This window comes from Acinetobacter chinensis, from assembly GCF_002165375.2.
Lineage (GTDB): Bacteria > Pseudomonadota > Gammaproteobacteria > Pseudomonadales > Moraxellaceae > Acinetobacter > Acinetobacter chinensis.
Genome location: NZ_CP032134.1, coordinates 507,143 through 527,695, shown reverse-complemented (window position 1 = coordinate 527,695; position 20,553 = coordinate 507,143). Strand labels below are relative to the sequence as shown.

General features: G+C 44.7%; 23 protein-coding genes. 7 read left to right on the top strand and 16 right to left on the bottom strand.

Annotation, left to right across the window (positions count from 1 at the left end):
• Window positions 1–20: 20 nt before the first annotated feature.
• The 6 genes from CDG60_RS03305 to CDG60_RS03280 form a co-directional block, all read right to left on the bottom strand.
• Window positions 21–299, bottom strand: coding sequence for a hypothetical protein (locus tag CDG60_RS03305; protein ID WP_087513721.1), 279 nt, complete (start codon window positions 297–299; stop codon window positions 21–23).
• 103 nt (window positions 300–402) lie between these two features.
• Complete coding sequence (locus CDG60_RS03300; RefSeq protein WP_087513720.1) at window positions 403–906, bottom strand: DUF6586 family protein; 504 nt, start codon at window positions 904–906, stop codon at window positions 403–405.
• Between the two features lie 132 nt (window positions 907–1,038).
• Window positions 1,039–1,401, bottom strand: coding sequence for an ASCH domain-containing protein (locus tag CDG60_RS03295; protein WP_087513719.1), 363 nt, complete (start codon window positions 1,399–1,401; stop codon window positions 1,039–1,041).
• A 109-nt stretch (window positions 1,402–1,510) separates the two neighbouring features.
• Window positions 1,511–1,762, bottom strand: coding sequence for an RNA recognition motif domain-containing protein (locus tag CDG60_RS03290; RefSeq protein WP_087513752.1), 252 nt, complete (start codon window positions 1,760–1,762; stop codon window positions 1,511–1,513).
• A 29-nt stretch (window positions 1,763–1,791) separates the two neighbouring features.
• Entirely contained in the window at window positions 1,792–3,783 is a 1,992-nt protein-coding gene (locus tag CDG60_RS03285) for an ATP-dependent helicase (RefSeq protein WP_087513718.1), read from the bottom strand.
• Between the two features lie 75 nt (window positions 3,784–3,858).
• On the bottom strand, window positions 3,859–4,992 hold the full coding sequence (locus CDG60_RS03280) for a glycerate kinase family protein (protein WP_087513717.1): 1,134 nt from the start codon (window positions 4,990–4,992) through the stop codon (window positions 3,859–3,861).
• Window positions 4,993–5,089: 97 nt separating this feature from the next.
• On the opposite strand from CDG60_RS03280, the gene CDG60_RS03275 reads away from it, so the two are divergent.
• Window positions 5,090–5,539 carry a carboxymuconolactone decarboxylase family protein gene (locus tag CDG60_RS03275; RefSeq protein ID WP_087513716.1) on the top strand — a complete coding sequence of 150 codons (450 nt, stop codon included), beginning with the start codon at window positions 5,090–5,092 and terminating at the stop codon, window positions 5,537–5,539.
• Between the two features lie 109 nt (window positions 5,540–5,648).
• On the opposite strand, the gene CDG60_RS03270 is transcribed toward CDG60_RS03275, so the two are convergent.
• The 6 genes from CDG60_RS03270 to CDG60_RS03245 form a co-directional block, all read right to left on the bottom strand.
• The gene (locus CDG60_RS03270) at window positions 5,649–6,212 is read right to left on the bottom strand and encodes an HdeD family acid-resistance protein (RefSeq protein WP_087513715.1); all 564 of its coding nucleotides are present in this window, start codon (window positions 6,210–6,212) and stop codon (window positions 5,649–5,651) included.
• 117 nt (window positions 6,213–6,329) lie between these two features.
• Window positions 6,330–7,088, bottom strand: a complete 759-nt coding sequence (locus CDG60_RS03265) for a hypothetical protein (protein ID WP_087513714.1) — start codon at window positions 7,086–7,088, stop codon at window positions 6,330–6,332.
• A 21-nt stretch (window positions 7,089–7,109) separates the two neighbouring features.
• Complete coding sequence (locus tag CDG60_RS03260) at window positions 7,110–7,574, bottom strand: NUDIX hydrolase (protein ID WP_087513713.1); 465 nt, start codon at window positions 7,572–7,574, stop codon at window positions 7,110–7,112.
• Between the two features lie 96 nt (window positions 7,575–7,670).
• Window positions 7,671–10,313, bottom strand: coding sequence for a type I DNA topoisomerase (gene topA, locus CDG60_RS03255; protein WP_087513712.1), 2,643 nt, complete (start codon window positions 10,311–10,313; stop codon window positions 7,671–7,673).
• A gap of 30 nt (window positions 10,314–10,343) precedes the next feature.
• Window positions 10,344–10,793 carry a hypothetical protein gene (locus CDG60_RS03250; RefSeq protein ID WP_087513711.1) on the bottom strand — a complete coding sequence of 150 codons (450 nt, stop codon included), beginning with the start codon at window positions 10,791–10,793 and terminating at the stop codon, window positions 10,344–10,346.
• Between the two features lie 104 nt (window positions 10,794–10,897).
• Window positions 10,898–11,227: a winged helix-turn-helix transcriptional regulator gene (locus tag CDG60_RS03245; protein ID WP_087513710.1), complete on the bottom strand. Its 330-nt coding sequence runs from the start codon at window positions 11,225–11,227 to the stop codon at window positions 10,898–10,900.
• A gap of 148 nt (window positions 11,228–11,375) precedes the next feature.
• Here CDG60_RS03245 and CDG60_RS03240 point away from each other — a divergent pair, with 148 nt between their 5' ends.
• A complete protein-coding gene (locus CDG60_RS03240) occupies window positions 11,376–12,122 on the top strand; it encodes an SDR family oxidoreductase (RefSeq protein ID WP_087513709.1) in 747 nt (248 codons plus the stop codon).
• A gap of 61 nt (window positions 12,123–12,183) precedes the next feature.
• Here the strand turns inward: CDG60_RS03240 and CDG60_RS03235 are convergent, their stop codons facing one another.
• Window positions 12,184–13,188: a hypothetical protein gene (locus CDG60_RS03235; protein ID WP_087513708.1), complete on the bottom strand. Its 1,005-nt coding sequence runs from the start codon at window positions 13,186–13,188 to the stop codon at window positions 12,184–12,186.
• Between the two features lie 167 nt (window positions 13,189–13,355).
• On the bottom strand, window positions 13,356–13,601 hold the full coding sequence (locus CDG60_RS03230) for a SlyX family protein (RefSeq protein WP_087513707.1): 246 nt from the start codon (window positions 13,599–13,601) through the stop codon (window positions 13,356–13,358).
• 35 nt (window positions 13,602–13,636) lie between these two features.
• On the opposite strand from CDG60_RS03230, the gene CDG60_RS03225 reads away from it, so the two are divergent.
• From CDG60_RS03225 to CDG60_RS03215, 4 genes are all read left to right on the top strand, one after another.
• Window positions 13,637–15,550: an ATP-binding cassette domain-containing protein gene (locus CDG60_RS03225; protein WP_087513706.1), complete on the top strand. Its 1,914-nt coding sequence runs from the start codon at window positions 13,637–13,639 to the stop codon at window positions 15,548–15,550.
• A gap of 154 nt (window positions 15,551–15,704) precedes the next feature.
• The gene (locus tag CDG60_RS03220) at window positions 15,705–16,640 is read left to right on the top strand and encodes an LpxL/LpxP family acyltransferase (RefSeq protein WP_087513705.1); all 936 of its coding nucleotides are present in this window, start codon (window positions 15,705–15,707) and stop codon (window positions 16,638–16,640) included.
• Between the two features lie 133 nt (window positions 16,641–16,773).
• A complete protein-coding gene (locus tag CDG60_RS18120; protein WP_160116961.1) occupies window positions 16,774–16,950 on the top strand; it encodes a hypothetical protein in 177 nt (58 codons plus the stop codon).
• A gap of 53 nt (window positions 16,951–17,003) precedes the next feature.
• On the top strand, window positions 17,004–17,306 hold the full coding sequence (locus CDG60_RS03215) for a PM1805 family lipoprotein (RefSeq protein WP_524535727.1): 303 nt from the start codon (window positions 17,004–17,006) through the stop codon (window positions 17,304–17,306).
• Window positions 17,307–17,355: 49 nt separating this feature from the next.
• Here CDG60_RS03215 and CDG60_RS03210 read toward each other — a convergent pair whose 3' ends face one another.
• Complete coding sequence (locus tag CDG60_RS03210; protein WP_087513703.1) at window positions 17,356–17,673, bottom strand: hypothetical protein; 318 nt, start codon at window positions 17,671–17,673, stop codon at window positions 17,356–17,358.
• Window positions 17,674–17,994: 321 nt separating this feature from the next.
• Window positions 17,995–19,116 carry an endonuclease/exonuclease/phosphatase family protein gene (locus tag CDG60_RS03205; protein ID WP_087513702.1) on the bottom strand — a complete coding sequence of 374 codons (1,122 nt, stop codon included), beginning with the start codon at window positions 19,114–19,116 and terminating at the stop codon, window positions 17,995–17,997.
• 185 nt (window positions 19,117–19,301) lie between these two features.
• Here CDG60_RS03205 and asd point away from each other — a divergent pair, with 185 nt between their 5' ends.
• Entirely contained in the window at window positions 19,302–20,420 is a 1,119-nt protein-coding gene (asd, locus tag CDG60_RS03200; RefSeq protein ID WP_087513701.1) for an aspartate-semialdehyde dehydrogenase, read from the top strand.
• Window positions 20,421–20,553: the final 133 nt, after the last annotated feature.

The following is a 20,553-nucleotide window of genomic DNA, read 5'->3' as shown; positions in this document are numbered from 1 at the left end:
CGTTTTTTCAATGAAACAAATCAGCTCATATACTGCGGTTTTTCATCCACAATTTCAGCCTGAAGCTGATCCATCTGTTTTTCCAGCAAACCAAACAAGGCTGCCTGAATCATATGCTGTGCAACGACTGCCGTCTGATCACCAAGCAATGCCTTCACTTCGTCATTAAACTGAATTTTGACCAATGGCTCTTTTTCAGAATCAGCATTTCTCAATGCCAGTTCACCACCTTCCAGCTGAACCAGTTCCAGAATCGCTTCCTGGCTGCCAAATAATTCTTTCAATTGTTCTATAGACATAAATCCTCCATGTTCAACATGGTGACAAAGAGCAGGACACTTTGTGTGACTGAGAATACTGATATCGGGGCAATTTTCCAAAGTTCAAGGGTTCCCCCTCTGCTTAGAATTCCACCATTTCATTTCTGAATCCATCAATCAGATGAGTCAGCTCACGGTGCCATTCCCGCAGGATTTTTGTATCAGGTAACCATGCCTGCGGTGTCTGTGTCACTTTAATAATCAGGTTGGATGATGTTTCATCTTCAGGTTCAGGCGCACTTGGCTCGGGTGTGTACTGACACATTCTGTATGCCCGTTTAAGTTCCGCAATGAAACCCTGCTTTGCCAGTTGCTGCATCACAGCAACTTCAGGTGACACCTGCCCTTTGGCCGCCATATTTTCTTCAATGGATTTCAGCGTTGGTGTCATATCGTTCAGGCGGTAGTAACGCACCAGTTCCTGTAAAAAGGCAAGTACAGCGCCATGCAGATGAAATACAGCAGCTTCACGATGCGCCTGTGACTGCTGAATATGTTCAATCTGTTCCGCCTGCTGACAGGAAAGTCTGGCAAAATAAAGCTTCTGATTGGTACGGTCTGCATGAAAACGGGCAACACGGGACATGAGTATTTCCTAAAAAATTCTGGCGTCTATGACGTAAAAGTCTGCATTGCTTCAGCCCATCATACAGACTGAACCGATGATTCAGCAGACCCTGTAAGCTTAATCTGTATTAAACCGAATACACAATAAAAATTATTCATGATCAATTTCCACCGTATAAATTTTCCGTTTAGCAACGACAGGAACAGGTGGGTCAAGTGGACGAACCCTGGTGATCACCCATGCCCAGTATCCTTCTGCCCAGTAAGTACCACATGCTGCTTCCAGTTCATCTTCACGCCAGGGATGAACCGATTCAATATCCACAACAGCGACTGCCAGTCCTGAGTCTTCATCCCCCTCCTGTCTCAGGTAATGATGATTTTCCACGATCAGTAAATCTTTCACTGGCACATGAGGCGGACACCATGAACGTATTTCCAGGGTCTTTAATCCCTGTACAATTTTAGAACCACCTGGTGAGACGATCGACAAAGCAGAATATTGTTTTTCCATTTACAGTTCTTAAATTAAGTGCTTCAGGGTTTCAATATATACTGGCGACAATATTCTCAGACAATAAAAAAGGAGCATTTCTGCTCCTTTTCAATGTCGTGTACTCAGTTTAAGCTTTTGGTTTTTCTTCCGCAGCTTTCACACGAATCCCACATCCTTTCACTTTCAGCGTATTTAAACCTTTGATGGCTTTAATCGCTTCACGAGGATTTGTCATTTCAACAAACCCAAAGCCTTTGGATTTGCCTGACTCAGCATCCATCACAACCACCGCAGACTCTACAGCACCAAAAGGTTTAAACAGCTCAAGTAATTCAGCTTCTGTGATCGAACGCTCAAGGTTACGCACTAAAATTTTCATGATAAAACCTGTAATATCTTCCACATAGTTTAATCCAGATCTATACCAAAATCTAAATTAATCGCCTGACGTTCGATCAAGGCACTTTTTACTGTCTGCTGACGGGGACGGTAATGCGTTTCCGTAGTACATAAAATACGGCTCAGATCATTCAGAAAATAACTTTCGATCTTACGCCCCTGCTCATCCACCTGATCTTTTGCCCACAGACTCAGATTCTGCTTAGTCAGAATCAGTTCATTCTGCGCCCGTGTCAGTGCCACATACAGCACACGGCGTTCTTCCTCAACTTCGTCAAAGTTACCTTGCGCACGTGCATGTGGGTACTGTCCTGCGGATACATTCGCTACATAACAGACTTTCTGTTCAGTTCCCTTTGCTGAATGAATGGTAATGAGTGTGACCACATCATCCTGTGACTGACGCTCAATCTCGGAAATGGAGACAGGATCAAGCACATATTCTTCCAGAAACTCACTCAGCTGAGCATGTTTTGAAGCCAGCTGTTTGACCAGCTCAAAGTCTCCGACCCGCTTATGCCAGTCTTTTTTGGCATAATTTTCTTCCAGCTGCTGCAGAATGGCTTCCACACCCAGTCGGACGCAGGCTTCCACTTCTGTTTTCAGTACCTGCATCTGCTTCATAATGAGCAGTGTATTTTCTGGAATACGTCCAAATTTTTCCAGTTTCAGCATCAGCTGATCAAAGTCAGCTTCCAGTAATAACTGCTGCGCGAGTTTACTGGCACTGACATCCCCCACACCATTCCACAGCGTCAGAAAGCGCATCCAGGCGATATCATCCATTGGGTTGGCAACAACACGCAGCAAACTGAGTAAATCCTTCACATGCGCTGTTTCCAGCAGTTTCATGCCCCCAATAAAACGATAGGGCACATTCGCCTGAATAAAGGCAGCCTCAATATGACGTGCTGCAAAAGCTGAACGCACCAGCACCATGTGATCATTCCATGATGCACTTTCCAGCAGATGTCGTTCTTTGATATCAATCGCAATCCATTTCGCTTCATCAAACTCATTCGGGAAAACATGAAGACGAGGCGCTATACCCTCTCCACGGTACGCTTCGAGTTTTTTGTCATAATCAATCGGGCTTTGATCAAGCAACCAGTTGGACAGATCCAAAATTTCCTGGGTGGAACGATAGTTCTTTTCCAGTTTATGGACAACTGCATCGGGTACACGGTCTTTGAAATGGTGAATATTTTCAAAATCTGCACCACGAAAGCCGTAGATGGACTGTGCGTCATCACCCACGCAGAACAGACTGGTCTGATCTTTTAAAGGCTCAAGAATTGCCCACTGCAAGGGATTGGTGTCCTGCATTTCATCCACCAGCATGTGCTGACACAGCCCTGCCACATACTCACACAACCCTTCAGACTGCGCCAGTGCAGAAGCGACCACAGCCAGAATATCATCGTAATCGAGAAAGTGACGTGCCCGCTTCCGAGCCTCGTATTCCTTCATAATCTCTGCAATCTGATCTTTATATTCCAGAAATTCCGGATGCTGTTTTTCCAGGGAAAGACTCAGTTTCTGACGGGTGTTCCGCGCATAGGAATAGACATCACAAAGCTGCTGGGGTTTTGGCAAGGCGTTAGGATTTTTTTTATCATCCTTACCACGGATCAGACGGAACAGCATGAGCTGATCATCCCGATCAATAATGGAAAACTGTTCCAGTCCAAATGCCTTAGGCACACGGCGCAGTAAATACATACAGAATGTATGGAACGTGGAAGCACGCAAACCTTTAGCTTCATCGCCCAGCGCCAGTTCCACCCGTGCGACAATTTCACTCGCTGAACGGCGGGTAAAGGTCAGAATCTGAATCTGGTTTGCCGGAACACCCTGATCTATCAGGTAGGCTGCCCGCGCCACAATGGTTTTGGTTTTGCCACAACCTGCCCCTGCAAGTACCAGACTGTGCTTTGCCTCTGTGGTGGCAGCCTGTTTCTGTTGCGGGTTCAATTCATTTATCAGCTGGGCTAAACTCATTTTTACTCATCAATTTGCGAATGGCGTTAGTTTAGCAGACCTGTCTTTTAAAAATGACTTTTCCTTTTCATTCGTTTACAGGATTAATCTGGCAATATTTTCACAGCTTCTTTCCAGATTCTTTTCTCCATTTTTTAATGCTGTCTGCAGATCACAAGCACCATCAACAATACCAAAAATCGCAGTAAATCCCTCATCGTACAATTCTTCAATGCCTTCACCAACATAACCTGCCAAAGCAATTACAGGTGTATTGAAACGCTTTGCCAGCTGCGCCACACCAAACGGGGTTTTACCAAACTTCGTCTGAAAATCTATGCCCCCCTCACCTGTCAGTACATAATCAGCCTGAGCTATTTTGTCAGCAAGCTGCGTTTCTTCAATCACGATTTCCACACCTGAACGGATTGTCGCACCTGCAAAAGCCATCAGACCAAAACCCAAACCACCTGCTGCCCCTGCCCCCGCAACATTCTGTTGATCAATCTTTAAAGTGGATTCAACCAGATCAGCAAAATGCTTTAAATTCTGATCCAGCATTTCCACCATTTCAGGGCTTGCACCTTTCTGTGGTGCAAAAACATGAGAAGCACCATTTTCACCACACAGAGGATTATTCACATCACTGGCAATCATGATTTCAGTCTGCTTTAAACGTGAATCCAGTTCTGAAAGATCAATTTGAGTCACCTGATTCAACTGACCACCGCCCACTGCCACAGACTGTCCATGATCATTCAGGAAGCTGACACCCAATGCCTGAGCCATGCCTGCACCCGCATCATTGGTCATACTCCCCCCCAGACCAATAATAATTTTCGAAACACCCAGATCCAGCGCAGCACTGATCATTTCCCCTGTGCCAAAGGTCGATGTAAATAATGGGTTACGCTGAGATTTTTCAATCAGATGAATGCCATTGGCGAGTGCCATTTCTATTACAGCGGTTTGATCATTTTCAATCAAACCGAAATATGTCTGAATTTTCTGACTGAATAATGGTCCTGAAACTTCAACTGCAACTTTTCGCCCATTTCTCGCTGCCACTAACGCATCCACTGTTCCCTCGCCACCATCAGCCATAGGGACATGAATAAACTCCGCATCGGGTATCACTTTCTGAATGCCGCTCTGCATAGCATGGCAGGCTTGCACAGCAGTCATGCTTTCTTTGAAAGAGTCAGGGGCGAGGACAAAACATTTTGACATTTAATTTTCAAGCGTTGCTGATTCAAAAATTAACATAACGACTTTTTACACATAGATAAACTGATAAATAATTTCCAAAGCTAAAGAAGTGATGAATATGGAACGAGTCAATTTAGGAAAAACAGCACCTGAACTGTATAAAACTGTCCTTGAACTTGAAAATCTATCCATGCAAAAAGTGAAACAGGCAGGTCTGGACTCAGGTTTTTCACACCTTTTAAAATTACGTGCTTCACAGATTAACCAATGTGCTTTCTGTGTCCGTATGCACACCCAGGATGCAATCAAAGCAGGTGAATCCATTGATCGGATTACCTTGATCAGTGCATGGCGTGAAAGTCAGTATTTTTCAGAAAAAGAACGTGCAGCACTAGTTCTGATTGAAGAAATCACTCTGATCGCACAGCAGCATTTTCCTGATGAAGCCTATACTGCTGCAAAAAAAGTGCTGAATGATGATGAAATTACAGCGATTGAATGGATCGCCATTGTGATCAACACCTGGAATCGCATTGCCATTTCAAGTCAGTATCAGGTCAGCCCATAAAGATTACTTTTATCTTTATCAAAGTACAGACCCAATCAGTGCTTAAATTTCAACAGAATCAATAAAAATGCCCAACGACTGACCGGGCATTTTTATTATTTACAAGTCATCAATGGCTTGCAGGCGGTATCTTCTTAATTGCGGCAGCAAAAGTCAGATAATTGACCCCCTGAAACAGAATATCCACACCCAGAAACAACCCCAGTACCCAGAAAGGTGAATCGGGTGTTGCCAGAATCATGACACCGGTGATCAGCGTCAGTATGCCTGAAAATAACGTCCATCCCCAGCCATGCATTGGCTTCAGCATAAAAGCATTAATAATCCGGATAAATCCTGCGATCAGCAAAGCCACAGCCAGTAAGTTGGTCAACACGACGGCCGTTGTTACAGGTGCCTTAAATGCATAATAACCTGCCCCGATATACAGCAGCCCAAACAGCGCCCATAGCCAGCGCAATCCACCATCAAATATTTTAAAAGCCGCAATCAGGTGTAATACACCACCAATCATCATCAGCACGCCAAACAGCATGACGACCGTTAATGTCGCAAAGCCGAGTGATCCCAGTAAAACCAGTCCAAAAATAACCAGTATTGCCCCAAGCAATAAATACCACTTTCTGTTTTCATGAAGTTGATGGCGAATCAGATCGTTTCCCACTGTACGCATATTTTTCTCTTCGTTGTCATGCACCTGCTTTATTGTTGCGCTGTTTCAACAGGCTGTCTGTATAAAAACTGCATCTGAACAGGAACAAAATATGGCTCCAGCTACAGGCAGCCCGTCTTATTTCAGCCAGCCCATTTCCTGAGCTGTCAGCGTACTGATCATGGTATCTTCGAGTTTTGAAGGAGTAACACTCTTTTGATCACTCAGTGGAATATAGCCACCCATCAGTTCTGCACGTTTCTGAGGGAACAACGGTTGCTGATCAGGAGCTGCATAACCCTCAGGAAAGACTGGCTGCCCTGTCTGCATGTTGTATTTGTCTGTTGCTCCAAAAGTATGCATCAGCTCATGCAGCATCACCACTTTATTTGAACCACTATGCCTGCCTGATGCAAACAGATTGACCGAACCAATTTTACCCCGCTGTAAAGCCACAGAGTGTTTTAAAAGCTTCGTCTGCTTAGGGTTATAGTAATTCAGATACAGGGTCACACCCGGACGACCATCTGCACTTTCCTGCTGTCGCCAGGCGTAATAACGAAACTTCAGACTCCAGATGATGGTATCAGCCATGCTGCCTGTTTCAGGTACCTTGGGTGCCAGCTGATTGATCTGACGCCCCAGCTGAAAATAAATCTGAACAGGATTCCCCCTCAGATGCTGACTCTGACTAAGAATATAATCCTGTGCTTCTATCATATCTACAGCAGACAGTTGCTGAATATAGGCTTGCGTCACTTCACTTCCATCTGCGTTGACAGGATGCAACAGAACAATCACAGGCTTAGTCCAGTCCTGATTCATATCCCGCCAGGCATTCACAGCAACAATCAGTAAAATCACCAGTAAAATGGATACTCTGATTTTTTTCCACATAAACAGGACTCGGCTTAACGTTTAAAACAGCTGAATTTTCAATAATTCAGATGGTTTCCGGTGAACAAAATTATCCCAGATATACTGATACAGGAGTCTCTGCCCCCCAAATTCAGCTTTTTCAATTGCCTCCTGCAGACTGAACCAGGCATATTCGCTATGTTCATTATTCAGCACAATCTGCTGATGTTCCGTGCAATACACCAGGAACACAGGAATCATTTCTATTACATTCTGATCAGCTTCATAGAACTGCTCCAGATAATCAGCACTGTACAGCTCGCTGACCTGAACCTGTGTTTCCTCTTTAATTTCCCGCACAATCGCCTGAACAGCGGTTTCAGCCGTTTCAACTTTTCCTGCAATGTGGCTCCAGAAATTTCCTTTGACCCGTTTCATCAGCAGAATTTTTATTTCCCCGTCCTGCCTTGAGAGCAGAACCCCAGAAACAATATGGGAACGAACTGGAATGAGCGTTTTTATCATGAATCTATCCTTTTACAGTTCAGTTATGCAGTTCAGTCCATTGTCTTAAAAACAAAAAATGCTAACCGAAGTTAGCATTTTAAACCGACTGAATAATTAAGCTTCAGTCCATTTTCCATCTGTATAAACCAGTGACCATTTGGTCTGTTTACCCTCAGGTGTTTCAGAACCAATATACTGTGCCTGATTCTTACGGCTGAATTTCACCAGGGTTGGATTACCTTCTGGATCCTGATCCGGAGCCTGCAGGATAAACTGATATTTCGGATCCAGCTGATCTGCAACACTGCGTAATTCTGCAACCTTAGGCGCACGTGTTTCACGGACTTTCGGGAACTTGCTCGCCGCCAGGAACAGACCTGCTGCACCGTCACGCAGTACAAAGAAGTCATCATGCTTGGTTGAACGTAAATGTTCCATTTTGATCGGGTCTACACGTGGCGGTGCAGGTTGACCACTTTTCAGGACTTTACGGGTATTGTCACAGCTCATGCAGGCAAAATAAGGACCGAAACGACCTGTTTTCAGCTGCATTTCGCCATCACATTTATCACATGGAATGGTTGGACCATCATAACCCTTGATTTTGAACTCACCTTCTTCGAGTTCATAACCATCGCAGTCAGGGTTATTACCACAGATATGCAGTTTGCGACCACCATCAATCACATAACTGTCCATTGCCGTTTCACAGACTGGACAGCGTTTTTTCGACATCAGATCTGCGGTTTCAGCAGCGTCATCATCAGACAGCGCAGCCAGTGATTCAACCGGGGTTAAATTCAGCGTCTCTTTACAGCGTTCTTTCGGTGGCAGGTTGTAACCTGAACAACCCAGGAATACCCCAGTCGTACCTGTGCGAATCTGCATAGGACGCTCGCATTCTTTACAGTGCACGGCTTCCACTTCCACAGGTAAATTACGGCGCATACCGTTTTCACCCTGTGCTGTGGTCAGACGTTTTTTGAAGTCACCATAAAAACTGTTCAGCAGCTCTTTCCAGTTACGTTCACCATCTGCAACTTTATCCAGCTGCCCTTCCAGGTCTGCGGTAAAAGCATAGTTCATCAGATTGTTAAAGTTTTCATCCAGGCGGTCTGTCACAATCTCGCCCATCTTCTCTGCAAAGAGACGACGGTTATCGAGTTTGACATAGCCACGATCCTGAATGGTGGAGATGATGGCAGCATAAGTCGATGGACGACCAATCCCCTTTTTCTCCAGTTCTTTCACCAGTGATGCTTCAGTAAAACGTGCAGGTGGCTTGGTAAAATGCTGTGATGGGTCGAGTTTTTCAAGTTTAAGAATTTCACCGACTTTCACCGCAGGTAACAGTACATCATCATCAGATTTGTTCTGACCACGGACTTTCGTAAAACCTTCAAAAACCAATGTACGACCTTTGGCTTTTAACTCAACGCCATTGGCATCAACCAGAATCGTGGATGATAAATATTCAGCAGGTGTCATCTGACATGCAACAAACTGACGCCAGATCAGGTCATACAGACGCTGTGCATCACGTTCCACACCCACCAGACTGTCACCTTTCAGCGATACTGTGGATGGACGGATCGCTTCGTGCGCTTCCTGTGCTCCTGCCTTATTGCCATAACGGTTCGGTTTGGCTGGCAGATATTTCTCACCAAATTCTGTTTCAATATGGTTGCGTACCATATTCACCGCATCATCACTTAAAAATGTGGAGTCGGTACGCATATAAGTGATAAAACCCGCTTCATACAGACGCTGTGCAAGCATCATGGTTTTTTTCACGGAAAAACCAAGACGTGTACTGGCTGCCTGTTGCAGGGTCGATGTAATGTATGGCGCACTCGGATTGACCTTGGTCGGCTTATCCTCACGGGTCGCAACTTTATAATCTGCACCTTTTAAAACACCCAGCAAAGCATCGGTCTGTGCCTTGTTGCTGAGTTTTAAAGTTTTACCGTTCTGCTTAACGGCTTCAAGACGGATCTCATCTTTGGCAGATTTTGTATCTGCAAAAACCTGCCAGTATTCTTCTGGGACAAACGCGCGGATTTCACGCTCACGTTCCACCACCAGTTTTACCGCAACTGACTGTACACGGCCAGCGGACAGACCACGGGCAATTTTTTCCCACAGTAAAGGGGAAATCATGAAACCTACAACACGGTCGAGAAAACGGCGTGCCTGCTGAGCATTGACTTTATCTATATCCAGACGCGTTGGATGATTAAATGCATCCTGAATGGCATTTTTCGTAATTTCGTTAAAGACCACACGCTGATAACGTGAATCATCACCACCAATGACTTCTTTTAAATGCCAGGCAATCGCTTCCCCTTCACGGTCAAGATCGGTTGCGAGATAGACCTCGTCAACCTGCGAAGCAAGCTTTTTCAGTTCGGCAACAACATGTTCCTTGCCTGGTAAAACTTCATATTTGGCTTTCCAGTCATGTTCTGGATCAACCCCCATACGGTTCACCAAAGCGGACTGGGCTTTTTCAGCCTTCTGAGTTTCAGTCAGTTTTACACGGGGTCCAGCTTTCTTTTCAGCAGATTTGGATGAACCACCTGTAGGCAAATCACGGACATGACCCACCGACGATTTCACAATATATTGCGAACCCAGATATTTGTTGATGGTTTTCGCTTTTGCAGGCGACTCCACAATCACTAAGGCACGTTTTTTCCCCGTATCAGGAGCGGTATCTGTGGTGCTTTTGGATGTGGACCGAGGAGCTTTCGCCATAATAAATCGTTTACCCTGTTATTTATGAAATTAAAATTCAGCCAGATGAATCAACAAAGCCTTCATGTCGTCAAGCTGCTCGGCTTTCAGGTCAGATTCTTCCTGCCAGTACAGCCCCACGCAGTTTGCCTGCATATCAATAGCATAAATCCCTTTTAATGCAATGGGAAAATCATTAAATTTCTCATCTCCCTGAACGGTTTTGAGTTTTTGATCCTCCACCCTTGCACGCATCAGAGGCAACCGGGCTTCAGGCAACAGAACACTGTAATACGCCACCATACTTGCACGTTTTTCAGTTGCCATCGGTACACGGGTCCATTCAGGTGCTGCAACCAGTCTGGGATGCAATCCCATTTTACGGGCTTTGTCGCGCATGATGCCCAGTGCTTTTTCACGGGGACTGACTTTTAGCCCAAGAACTGAACCCAGTACAAATACGATAACAATAACCGCAACCCAAATACCTGTGTTTTCCATAGTAAAACCTTTCTGACCTTTTATTAGAGTTGCACAAGCGCAATATAAAACGCAAGATCAAAATCAATCTATGATGGATAATCCACTGTTTATACACCCTCAGCTCATTTCTGCTGCTCAAAATACAGCATCCATCGGGACAGTGATTCAATTGAAGGCTCCAGTGTTCTCCCCAGTTCTGTAATCTGGTATTCCACTTTTGGAGGAATTTCAGCATATACCGTCCGGCTGATCAGCTGATGTTTTTCCAGCAGCTTCAAATGTCTTGAAAGCTCTTTCTGTGGAACAGGACTGAGTGCTTTATGCAGTTCATTAAAACGGACAGGTTTCTCTGCATGAATCAGGTGATAAATGATCGGCAGCACCCACTTCCCTGAAAAGAGCTGGATAAAACGCATAATTGAACAGTGTTGTTCATACTCAGAAGCAGACATTTTCCACCTTACATAAAATTACAATTACAGTTCCCGCATTTGCCATCATTTCCAACCAGATGCACAGCCAGTTACCGACAGGTAAGTACTTCAATCTCACCATAAATACAGACAGCATAGCGATAAATACAGATCCAGCAGGCATTATATGCGTTTAAAAAACAAAACCATCCTGATCTCAGGAGCGACCAGCGGTATTGGACTTGCATCCGCACAGCGTGCAATTCAGGAAGGTGCCTTTGTCTATTTTACAGCGAGAAATACAGAAGCTCTTGCACAGACTCAGGCACTGCTTGGGCAGCAAAGTCATGGCATTCAATGTGATCATGCATCAGTTCATCAACAGCAGTCTATGGTCAGTTATCTGCAGCATTCAGCTGTCCACCTGGATGCTGTATTTCTAAATGCAGGAAATGTTCATCATGAGGCTTTTGGGCAATGGGATGAACAAAAGTTTGACGAGGTTTTTAACACAAATATCAAAGGACCGTTTTTTCTCCTGCAAAGCCTTTTACCCCTGCTCAATCCAGGTTGTTCTGTTGTTCTTTGTGGTTCGACCAGTATTCATATTGCACTGCCCCAGAGCAGTGTTTACGCTGCTTCTAAAATCGCTTTACGTTCACTTGTAAAAACACTGTCCCGTGAACTGCTGTCACAACAGATCAGGTTTAATCTGCTTTCCCCAGGACCAACGCAGACACCTGCACTGGATAAAATTGCCTCTGATGCAAGCGCAAAAATGAAGCTTAGAGCTGAAATTGAACAGCTTGTTCCACTGAACAGAATGGCAGATTCAAGTGAAATTGCTGATGCATTTATCTATCTGGCTTCGGCTGAATCCAGGTTTGTTATAGGCACCGAATTACTGATTGATGGCGGTGTTGCCAACCTTTGAGTCAGGTTCTGAATAACAGGCAGACTGAAATTTCTACCTGTGCTCAGACCTGTTGTGATGTCTAATTCAGATACATTTCGTGACTGTACAGGATTTCGTGACCATTCCAGTAGATATAGCCCTTTTCTATCAGCTCTTTGAGCAACAGTCTGACGTCAGACTGTGGAAACATTGTCCCGAGCAAGTCGCGTAACTGATAAATATCCCGTGGTTTTTCATTTTTCAGCTGTGAAAGTTTCCGTACCACTTCCAGCTGCACAGGGTCAATCTGCCCAAAATTTTTATACAGCTCAGTCTGCACATCCTGCGAAGCTGCTTCAATAATATCTGTTTTCAGATTCGGTGAACTTTCTGCCGTGATCTGCAACTGTGTGACAGCTGTCGATAAATCTACAGAATTTTCAGGTGGTACAGGGCTTCCATTCAGATTCAGCTGAATCCATTGACGCAGGATTTTTTTACGGTAAGCAATCTGATCTTCATGGCGTTTAATGATTTTCAGATTAATCATTGCACCCACGACCTGCTGTGTTTTTTCAGGAACCATCTGCAAAATATTGGCAATTGAATTTTTCAGCTTTTCAACTGTATTGGGCTTCCCTGTCATCCGTCCCAGTGCATCACAGTATTTCTTGACCTGCTGTAACAGCGGTTTCTGCTTGAACGTTTCTGCATCGGGCAGCACATAAACTGCCCTGCCTGTATCTGAACTGATCTGAATCAGACTGCATGAAATATCTGCACCACTAAGTAAATCTATCAGAACTTCAATACCGGACTGTGCTGAAATCACTTCCACATGGCTGTCCGGCTCAAGTAAAGCCATCAACTGTCCGACCAGAACAGCATATTCAAATTCTTTCTGACTGGCTTCCGGTACATCCAGAATCACCACCTGACCACTGCTGACCCAACCCGAAAACTCTGTCATGTCTTCAAGAGTGTATTCAAAATTCCCTTTGCAGTTAAATAAATACAGCACAGGAAAATGCTCAATAATCTCCCGCAGCAACTTTGCAGTGGGCATATTATTTTCCAGGTCCAGCAGCACGGCTTTGGAATTCATTGTCAGAAGCTTCAAAAGACTGTTAACAGGTTGTGCATTACAACGGCAAGTGCGATAAAGTGCAAATAAAACCGACAGATAAATGTAACTTTCTTTTTAAATTAATACTCATACACGTCTCAGTTTCATAAATACTGTACAGCACACCTGAGTTCCAGTGCTGAAAATCAGTAATGCGGTGGACGATCAGTTACAGGATCAAACTCTGCAATACCTTCTGACAAATCCGATGCTTCAACACGGCGATACAGAATCTGCATTTGTTTTTTTAAATCAGCAATTTCTGTACCCTGTATCGCAAGCTGCTCATTTAATTGTTCGACTAAATCATCCAAAAATGCAATTCGGACTTGCAAATCTTCTATAGGTGCGGACAATGACGCCTGATCATCCAGATTTATATGTTTAGTCATTTTAAGTCCTCATTTGGGGATATTCAGGAAACCGTATGGCCTATATTACTTTAAGGGATATCCAGCTCGCATTTGGCGGACCGGCTCTGCTCGATAACGCAAACTTCAGTCTGGAGCGTGGCGAACGTGTCTGTCTGATTGGGCGTAACGGTGAAGGAAAATCCACCCTGCTCAAACTCATTGAAGGGAGTCTGCTTCCAGACAATGGTGAAGTGTCTCTCCAGAACGGCATTACCATTTCCATGCTGGCGCAGGATGTTCCCATGGATTCAGGCAAAGTGGCAGACATTGTTGCCGAAGGTGCCGGTGAAGCTGCTGCTGTCCTTAAAGCATACCATGAAGCCAGCGATGCATGTGTACTGGGTGATATGGAAGCATGCGACCGCATGGGTAATCTGCAACATCAGCTGGATCTGCTGGATGGCTGGTCACTGGAAACCAAAGTCAACTCCATTTTAAGTAAAATGGGACTTGATCCAGAAGCTGACCTTGCCGATTTATCAGGCGGTCGTAAACGTCGTGTCCTGCTTGCCCGTGCTTTGCTGACACAACCTGACGTACTTCTACTGGACGAACCGACTAACCACCTGGATGTTGAAAGCATCGAATGGCTTGAAAAGTTCCTGCTTGATCAGAACAATTTAACCCTGCTGTTTATTTCGCATGACCGTTCATTTGTGGACAGCATTGCGACCCGTATTGTTGAACTGGATCGTGGTGTCCTGCGCAGCTATGAAGGTAACTATTCACGTTACCTCGACTTAAAAGCTCAGCAGATGGAAGCGGAAGAAAAACAGAATGCTCTGTTTGATAAAAAACTGGCAGAAGAAGAAGTCTGGATCCGCCAGGGTATTAAAGCCCGCCGTACCCGTAACGAAGGTCGTGTACGTGCGCTGAAAGCCCTGCGTGAAGAATCCAGAGCGCGTCGCTCTCAACAGGGCAAAGTCAGCATGGCAACACAGGATGCCAGCCGCTCAGGTAAAGTCGTCTTTGAAATTGACAATCTTCAGGTCACTTTTGGCGATAATGCACCCATCATCAAAGACTTCTCTGCGCTAGTCATGCGTGGCGACCGTATTGGTCTGGTCGGTGACAACGGTGTAGGTAAAACCACACTGATTAAAGCGATTTTAGGTGAACAGGAACATAAAGGATCGGTCAAAACCGGTACACAGCTGGAAGTTGCTTATTTCGACCAGCTGCGCAATGCACTGGATCTGGAAAAATCAGTCAAAGATAACATTTCAGAAGGTTCTGACTTTGTGGATGTAAATGGTGGCCGTCGTCATATCTACAGCTACTTACAGGACTTTCTGTTCTCACCTGAACGTGCCCGTACACCGGTCAAAGCACTGTCTGGTGGTGAGCGTAACCGTATTCTGCTGGCAAAACTGTTACTCAAACCATCCAACTTAATTGTGATGGATGAGCCGACCAACGACCTTGATATGGTGACTTTAGAGCTGCTTGAAGAAATGCTTGGTGGCTATAAAGGTACATTACTGTTGATTTCACATGACCGTGCCTTTATGGACAATGTCGTGACATCCACCTGGGTCTTTGATGGCAAAGGCAATATTGATGAATACATTGGTGGTTACCAGGACTACCTGGAACAGCGTCCTGATCAGACTGCTGTCGATCAGAAAAGTGATGTAAAAAAAGCCCTGGCTAAAGCTGAAGCAACGGCTGCCGCTGCAGCTCAGGCTCCGCAGAAAAAAGTCAAACTGAGCTATAAAGATCAGCGTGCACTGGAACAGTTACCTGCTGAAATTGAAGCGCTTGAAAAAGAACAGGCTGAACTTTCAGAGAGACTGGCAGATGGTTCATGGTTTGTCAGTGATGCAGATGCAGCGACCAAAGCATCACAGCGCCTGTCAGAAATTGATGACCTGTTGCTGGAAAAAATGGAACGCTGGGATGAACTGGAAGAGATGACCAAAGCCTGATCTTTTCAGATTAAGAGCAGCTTTCTACAGATAAAAACACCGCCTCAATGGCGGTGTTTTTATCTCTGCACATTGTTTCTGCTGTTTCCTTGTCGAATTCAGTTCATGCTAAACTGCAACGCTGTCGACCAATATTCATTGTTAAAAGCGTTATATGAGCAAAAAACATCAATACAAACCCGGAAAGTTTTATTGGGCATTCATCTCCCCTCAATACTGGGGGATCTGGATTGCTATTGTTTTTTTAATGCTTTTAGCTATTTTACCCTGGGCTGTTCAGTACCGACTGGCGACTGTGCTGGGTAACTTTGCATTTAAAAGTCTCAAATCAAGACGAAAAACAGCTGTTCGCAATCTGGAAGTCTGCTTCCCTGAATGGACACCTGAACAGGTTCAGGACAATGCCCGTCAGGTCTTTGTCGATCAGATGCTCGGGGTTTTTGAAACTCTGAATGCCTGGTACTCACCTGCATGGTTTAAAAACAGAGTCAGTATCGAAGGACTGGAACATCTGCAGAAAGCACAGGCTGAGTCAAAAGGTGCATTGCTGCTGGGAACACACTCCACACTGCTCGATGCCGGTGGCTATATCTGCGCCCAGTATTTTGAACCTGATGTCGTCTATCGCCCACAGAACAACCCCTTGCTTGATATGCTGATCTATCGCTGTCGGGCAACCATCTATACCCATCAGATTGATCACGATGACATGCGTGGCTTGATTCGACACCTGAAAAACGGCAGAGCTATCTGGTACAGCCCTGATCAGGATTTCGGTCTGAAACAAGGCGTTATGGCGCCATTTTTTGGTGTTCCTGCCGCTACCGTTACAGCACATCGCCGTTTACTGAAAATGACCAAAGCTGCAGCGATTCCTTTATATTTTTATCGTTATGGTGAAGTCAGCAATCCCCGATACCGTGTGTTGATTGAACCTGCCCTGGACAATATGCCAGGAGAAGATGAAGTCGAAGATGCAGTTCGGGTCAATAAAGTAATTGAAAATCAGCTGCGTATCGCACCCACTCAGTACATGTGGTTTCACCGCAGATTTAAAACCCGTCCAGAAGGTTACGAACAGATTTACTGAGTTTTTGAACCAATATAGTGCAAATACTGTACAAAAATTAACTGATGCACCAGTGAAAGACTTTAGACTGAATGAAGCTGAATACCTCTGATATTCAGCTTTTTTTGTTTTATAATTTTAGAGAAAATAAACAATGAAGCAGATAAAATTTCTTTTAATTCCCTTAACGGCTGCAATTTTAATGACCGCTGGCTGTGATAAAAAACCTTCCGCTGAAGCTGCTGCTGAAACATCAGGCAACTGGCAGATTAAAGCAGACAGCCTTTCAAAAGCCAATCCAGATGATATTAAAGCTGATCTCACACTGTAAATGAAGTAACCAACACCACAAATGCCGATGCCCTTGCATTACGTGATGAAGTACTGAAAGCCGGTACAGACCAGGAAAAAATCAAAGACGTTCTAAGCAAGAGCAACGATCTACAGAAAAAAGTCAAAGAAAAAATCATGGCAATGAATCTGAAAAGTGCAGAGGTTCAGAATATCCGTACTCAGATGATTGACAATCTGATGACCTCAGAAAAACTGTATGACATCTCAACTGCATCCAACTTCAACATGCAGGCACCCACTGAAGAGTTTATTCAGCTGTCTCAACGCTCTGTAGCTATTCAGCAAAAACTGGGCAGTGAACTGAATGCACTAAACGCTCAGTACGCACAGTAATTTTCAGGTATCCAGCTGATCCCAGAGCTGGATACTGATTTTACCCACCCTAAGCCTTCCAGACTTTAAACCGGACACTCAGCCAGATGATCAGAGGCCAGAATAAAGTATTCACAATATCGTGCAGACTGGCACCAACCCGCCAGTAGCCATGATTGATCAGATCATCCCGGGCATCGAAAAGCTCACAGCCGACTGCAACCAGCACCACAGCCCATATGGCAAAATGTGATTTCAACTGACGTTTATGCAGCAGTGCCACAATCAGATAAACCGCGAGACCCGCATAAATATGCAATGCATCACGGGCAAGATCGGTAAAATTCACAATATAAATTTTGAAATTCTGAAAAGCAGACAGATACATTCAGGAAAACCTCTTTTTTACGCTTTTGTCATTTTTCTACTGTTCCATAAAAGCATAACCCGAGTTCTGCGTCCTGCAAAACTCGGGCTTATGAGGTTGTGCTTTCAATTTTTTGTTTTTTCTGGCTTTCCATACCACCATCATATCCATGATGATTATCCATCGGCTTCTGCTTCCTTAAACGGGACTCTTCCTTTCCCAACTCCATGTGCCGATGAGTTGAGAATAAGTGATACCACGCTGCTCCGCCATCCGCTATCCGCCTAAATCCATGTAAGCAATTTCTTACACTTTTCCTGCAATGTTAAATCCTGTTCCGCTCTATCTCATTTCATTTTTATAATCCTGAGCAATTTCATCTGTCACTGTTTTTTCTTCACGCTCAGCTTTTTCTATTCCATCCTGAATCGCATCCTGTGCTTCCTGCTCATCAGCGTCAGTCTGTTCCATTTCTTCCTGAATCTGCTCAAAAACACGTCCTGTCTGCAAAACAACATATACAGGAAAATGATCTGAACCAATATGTGGCAGCCGCCGCATCTGCACCAGTGCAAAGTCAGTACTGTGGAAAACATGATCAAGTGACCATCTTAAAAATTTATAGTCCGCATGAAAGGTGTTGACGTATTTACGTCCGACGCGCGGGTCGAGCAAACCACTGATCCGCTGGAACAGCCGTGTGGTTCTGGACCAGGCAACATCGTTCAGATCCCCCATCACAATACAGCTTTCATCCAGGTCTTTGATCTGATCTCCCACGATCAGCAGTTCCGCATCTCTTAATGTTGAATCTTTGGCTTCTGTCGGACTCGGCGGTTTGGGATGTAAACAGTACAGATTGACCGGCTGTCCTGAAGCTAAAATGACCGTACAGTGAATGGAAGGAATTTCATCACTTAAAATAAATTTAACTTCTGTATCCTGAAGTTCAAGTTTACTGTACAGATGCATGCCATACAGGTTATCCAGCGGCACGGGCACCCTGTACGGATAGTCTGATTCAATCACAGACAGTTCATTCTGCCAGGTCTGATCCGTTTCAAGGGTCAGCACCATATCTGGCTGATGTTTCTGAATCTGCTCAAGCAATAAATGATACTGGTCATTGGGTGTCAGCACATTGGATACAATCACAGAAATCTGCTGTGCAGGGTTCAGCTGTTCCTGTCTGACCTGTTTCACCTGCTTTTTCCATAGAAATGTATAAGGCAAGACCATTTTCAGCTGATAAGCCAGGGCTGCGATCAGTAACACCAGGATGACTTCCCTTTGCATATCCCACGGCTCATGCCAGAACAGCAACAGAATAAAAGCAACAACGCCTGCTGCCAGTATCTGTAAACGTGGAAAATCTGCTCCCCTGAACCACCATTCATCCCGTGGAATCAGTGACCAGAAACTCAGCCAGATCACCACGCCTGCCAGTATTTCGATCCAGATCATATTTTGTCACTCTTATATTCTATTTTTTTGAACTATTCATAAATTAATATCAATTTTGCATGTAACATAAACAAGTTATATTGCACAACATAATTGCTGTTTTGATTCTGTAGCGCTTGCAGTTAGGCGCACTTTTGATACACTCAAACCCCTTTTAAATTTTTAACGCACCGAGGCAAAGTGACATGAAAGTAGGTCTGGTCGGTTGGCGCGGGATGGTTGGTTCCGTCCTTATGCAACGTATGGTTGAAGAGAATGATTTTGCTCATTTTGAGCCATTCTACTTTTCTACCAGTAATGCAGGGGGTGAATCTCCTGCTTTTGGTGGTAAAACCGCCCCAGCACTTATGGATGCATCAGACATCAGCAGTCTGAAGCAGATGGATGTCATTATTACCTGTCAGGGTGGCGACTACACCTCTGACGTATTTCCAAAGCTGAAAGCAGAAGGCTGGAACGGCTACTGGATTGATGCTGCATCTACATTGCGTATGAATGATGAAGCGATCATTGTCCTGGATCCGGTGAACCTGAACGTCATTAAAGAAGGTCTGGTCAAAGGGACTAAAACTTTTGTCGGTGGAAACTGTACTGTTTCCCTGATGCTGATGGGCATGGGTTCATTATTCCAGCAGAACCTGGTGGAATGGATGACAGCAATGACTTATCAGGCTGCATCTGGTGCAGGCGCACAGAACATGCGTGAGCTGATCACAGGGATGGGGTATCTATACAACAATACCAAAGACCTGCTGGATGACCCACGTTCTGCAATCCTGGACATCGACTCTAAAATTGCTGATTTACAGCGTGGCGAAGGCTTCCCTTCAGCGAACTTCGGTGTGCCTTTAGCTGGTTCCCTGATTCCTTATATCGACAAACAGCTGGAAAGCGGTCAATCGAAAGAGGAATGGAAAGGTCAGGTTGAAACCAACAAAATCCTGGGCAATCAGCAGATTGTACCGATTGATGGTCACTGTATCCGTATCGGTGCAATGCGTTGCCACTCACAGGCTTTGACTGTGAAGCTGAAAAAAGACGTTCCGCTTGATGAAATCGAAGATATGATCCGTCAGTCGAACCAGTGGGCTAAAGTGGTTCCAAATACCCGTGAAGCGTCCATGACTGACCTGACTCCAGTAGCGGTAACAGGAACTTTAACTGTACCTGTAGGTCGTTTACGTAAGCTCAATATGGGTAAAGAATACCTTGGCGCATTCACAGTGGGTGACCAGTTACTCTGGGGTGCTGCTGAACCTTTACGTCGTATGTTACGTATTCTGATTGATTACAAAAATGCCTGATCTCATCTGAATGATGGGTCAGAATAAAAAGCCGATCATGAAATGATCGGCTTTTTTATGTAACTCATGTGTTAATATTTTACAAATCATCAACATCCAGTTATTGTATAACGATCTCGTTGCGATATATGAC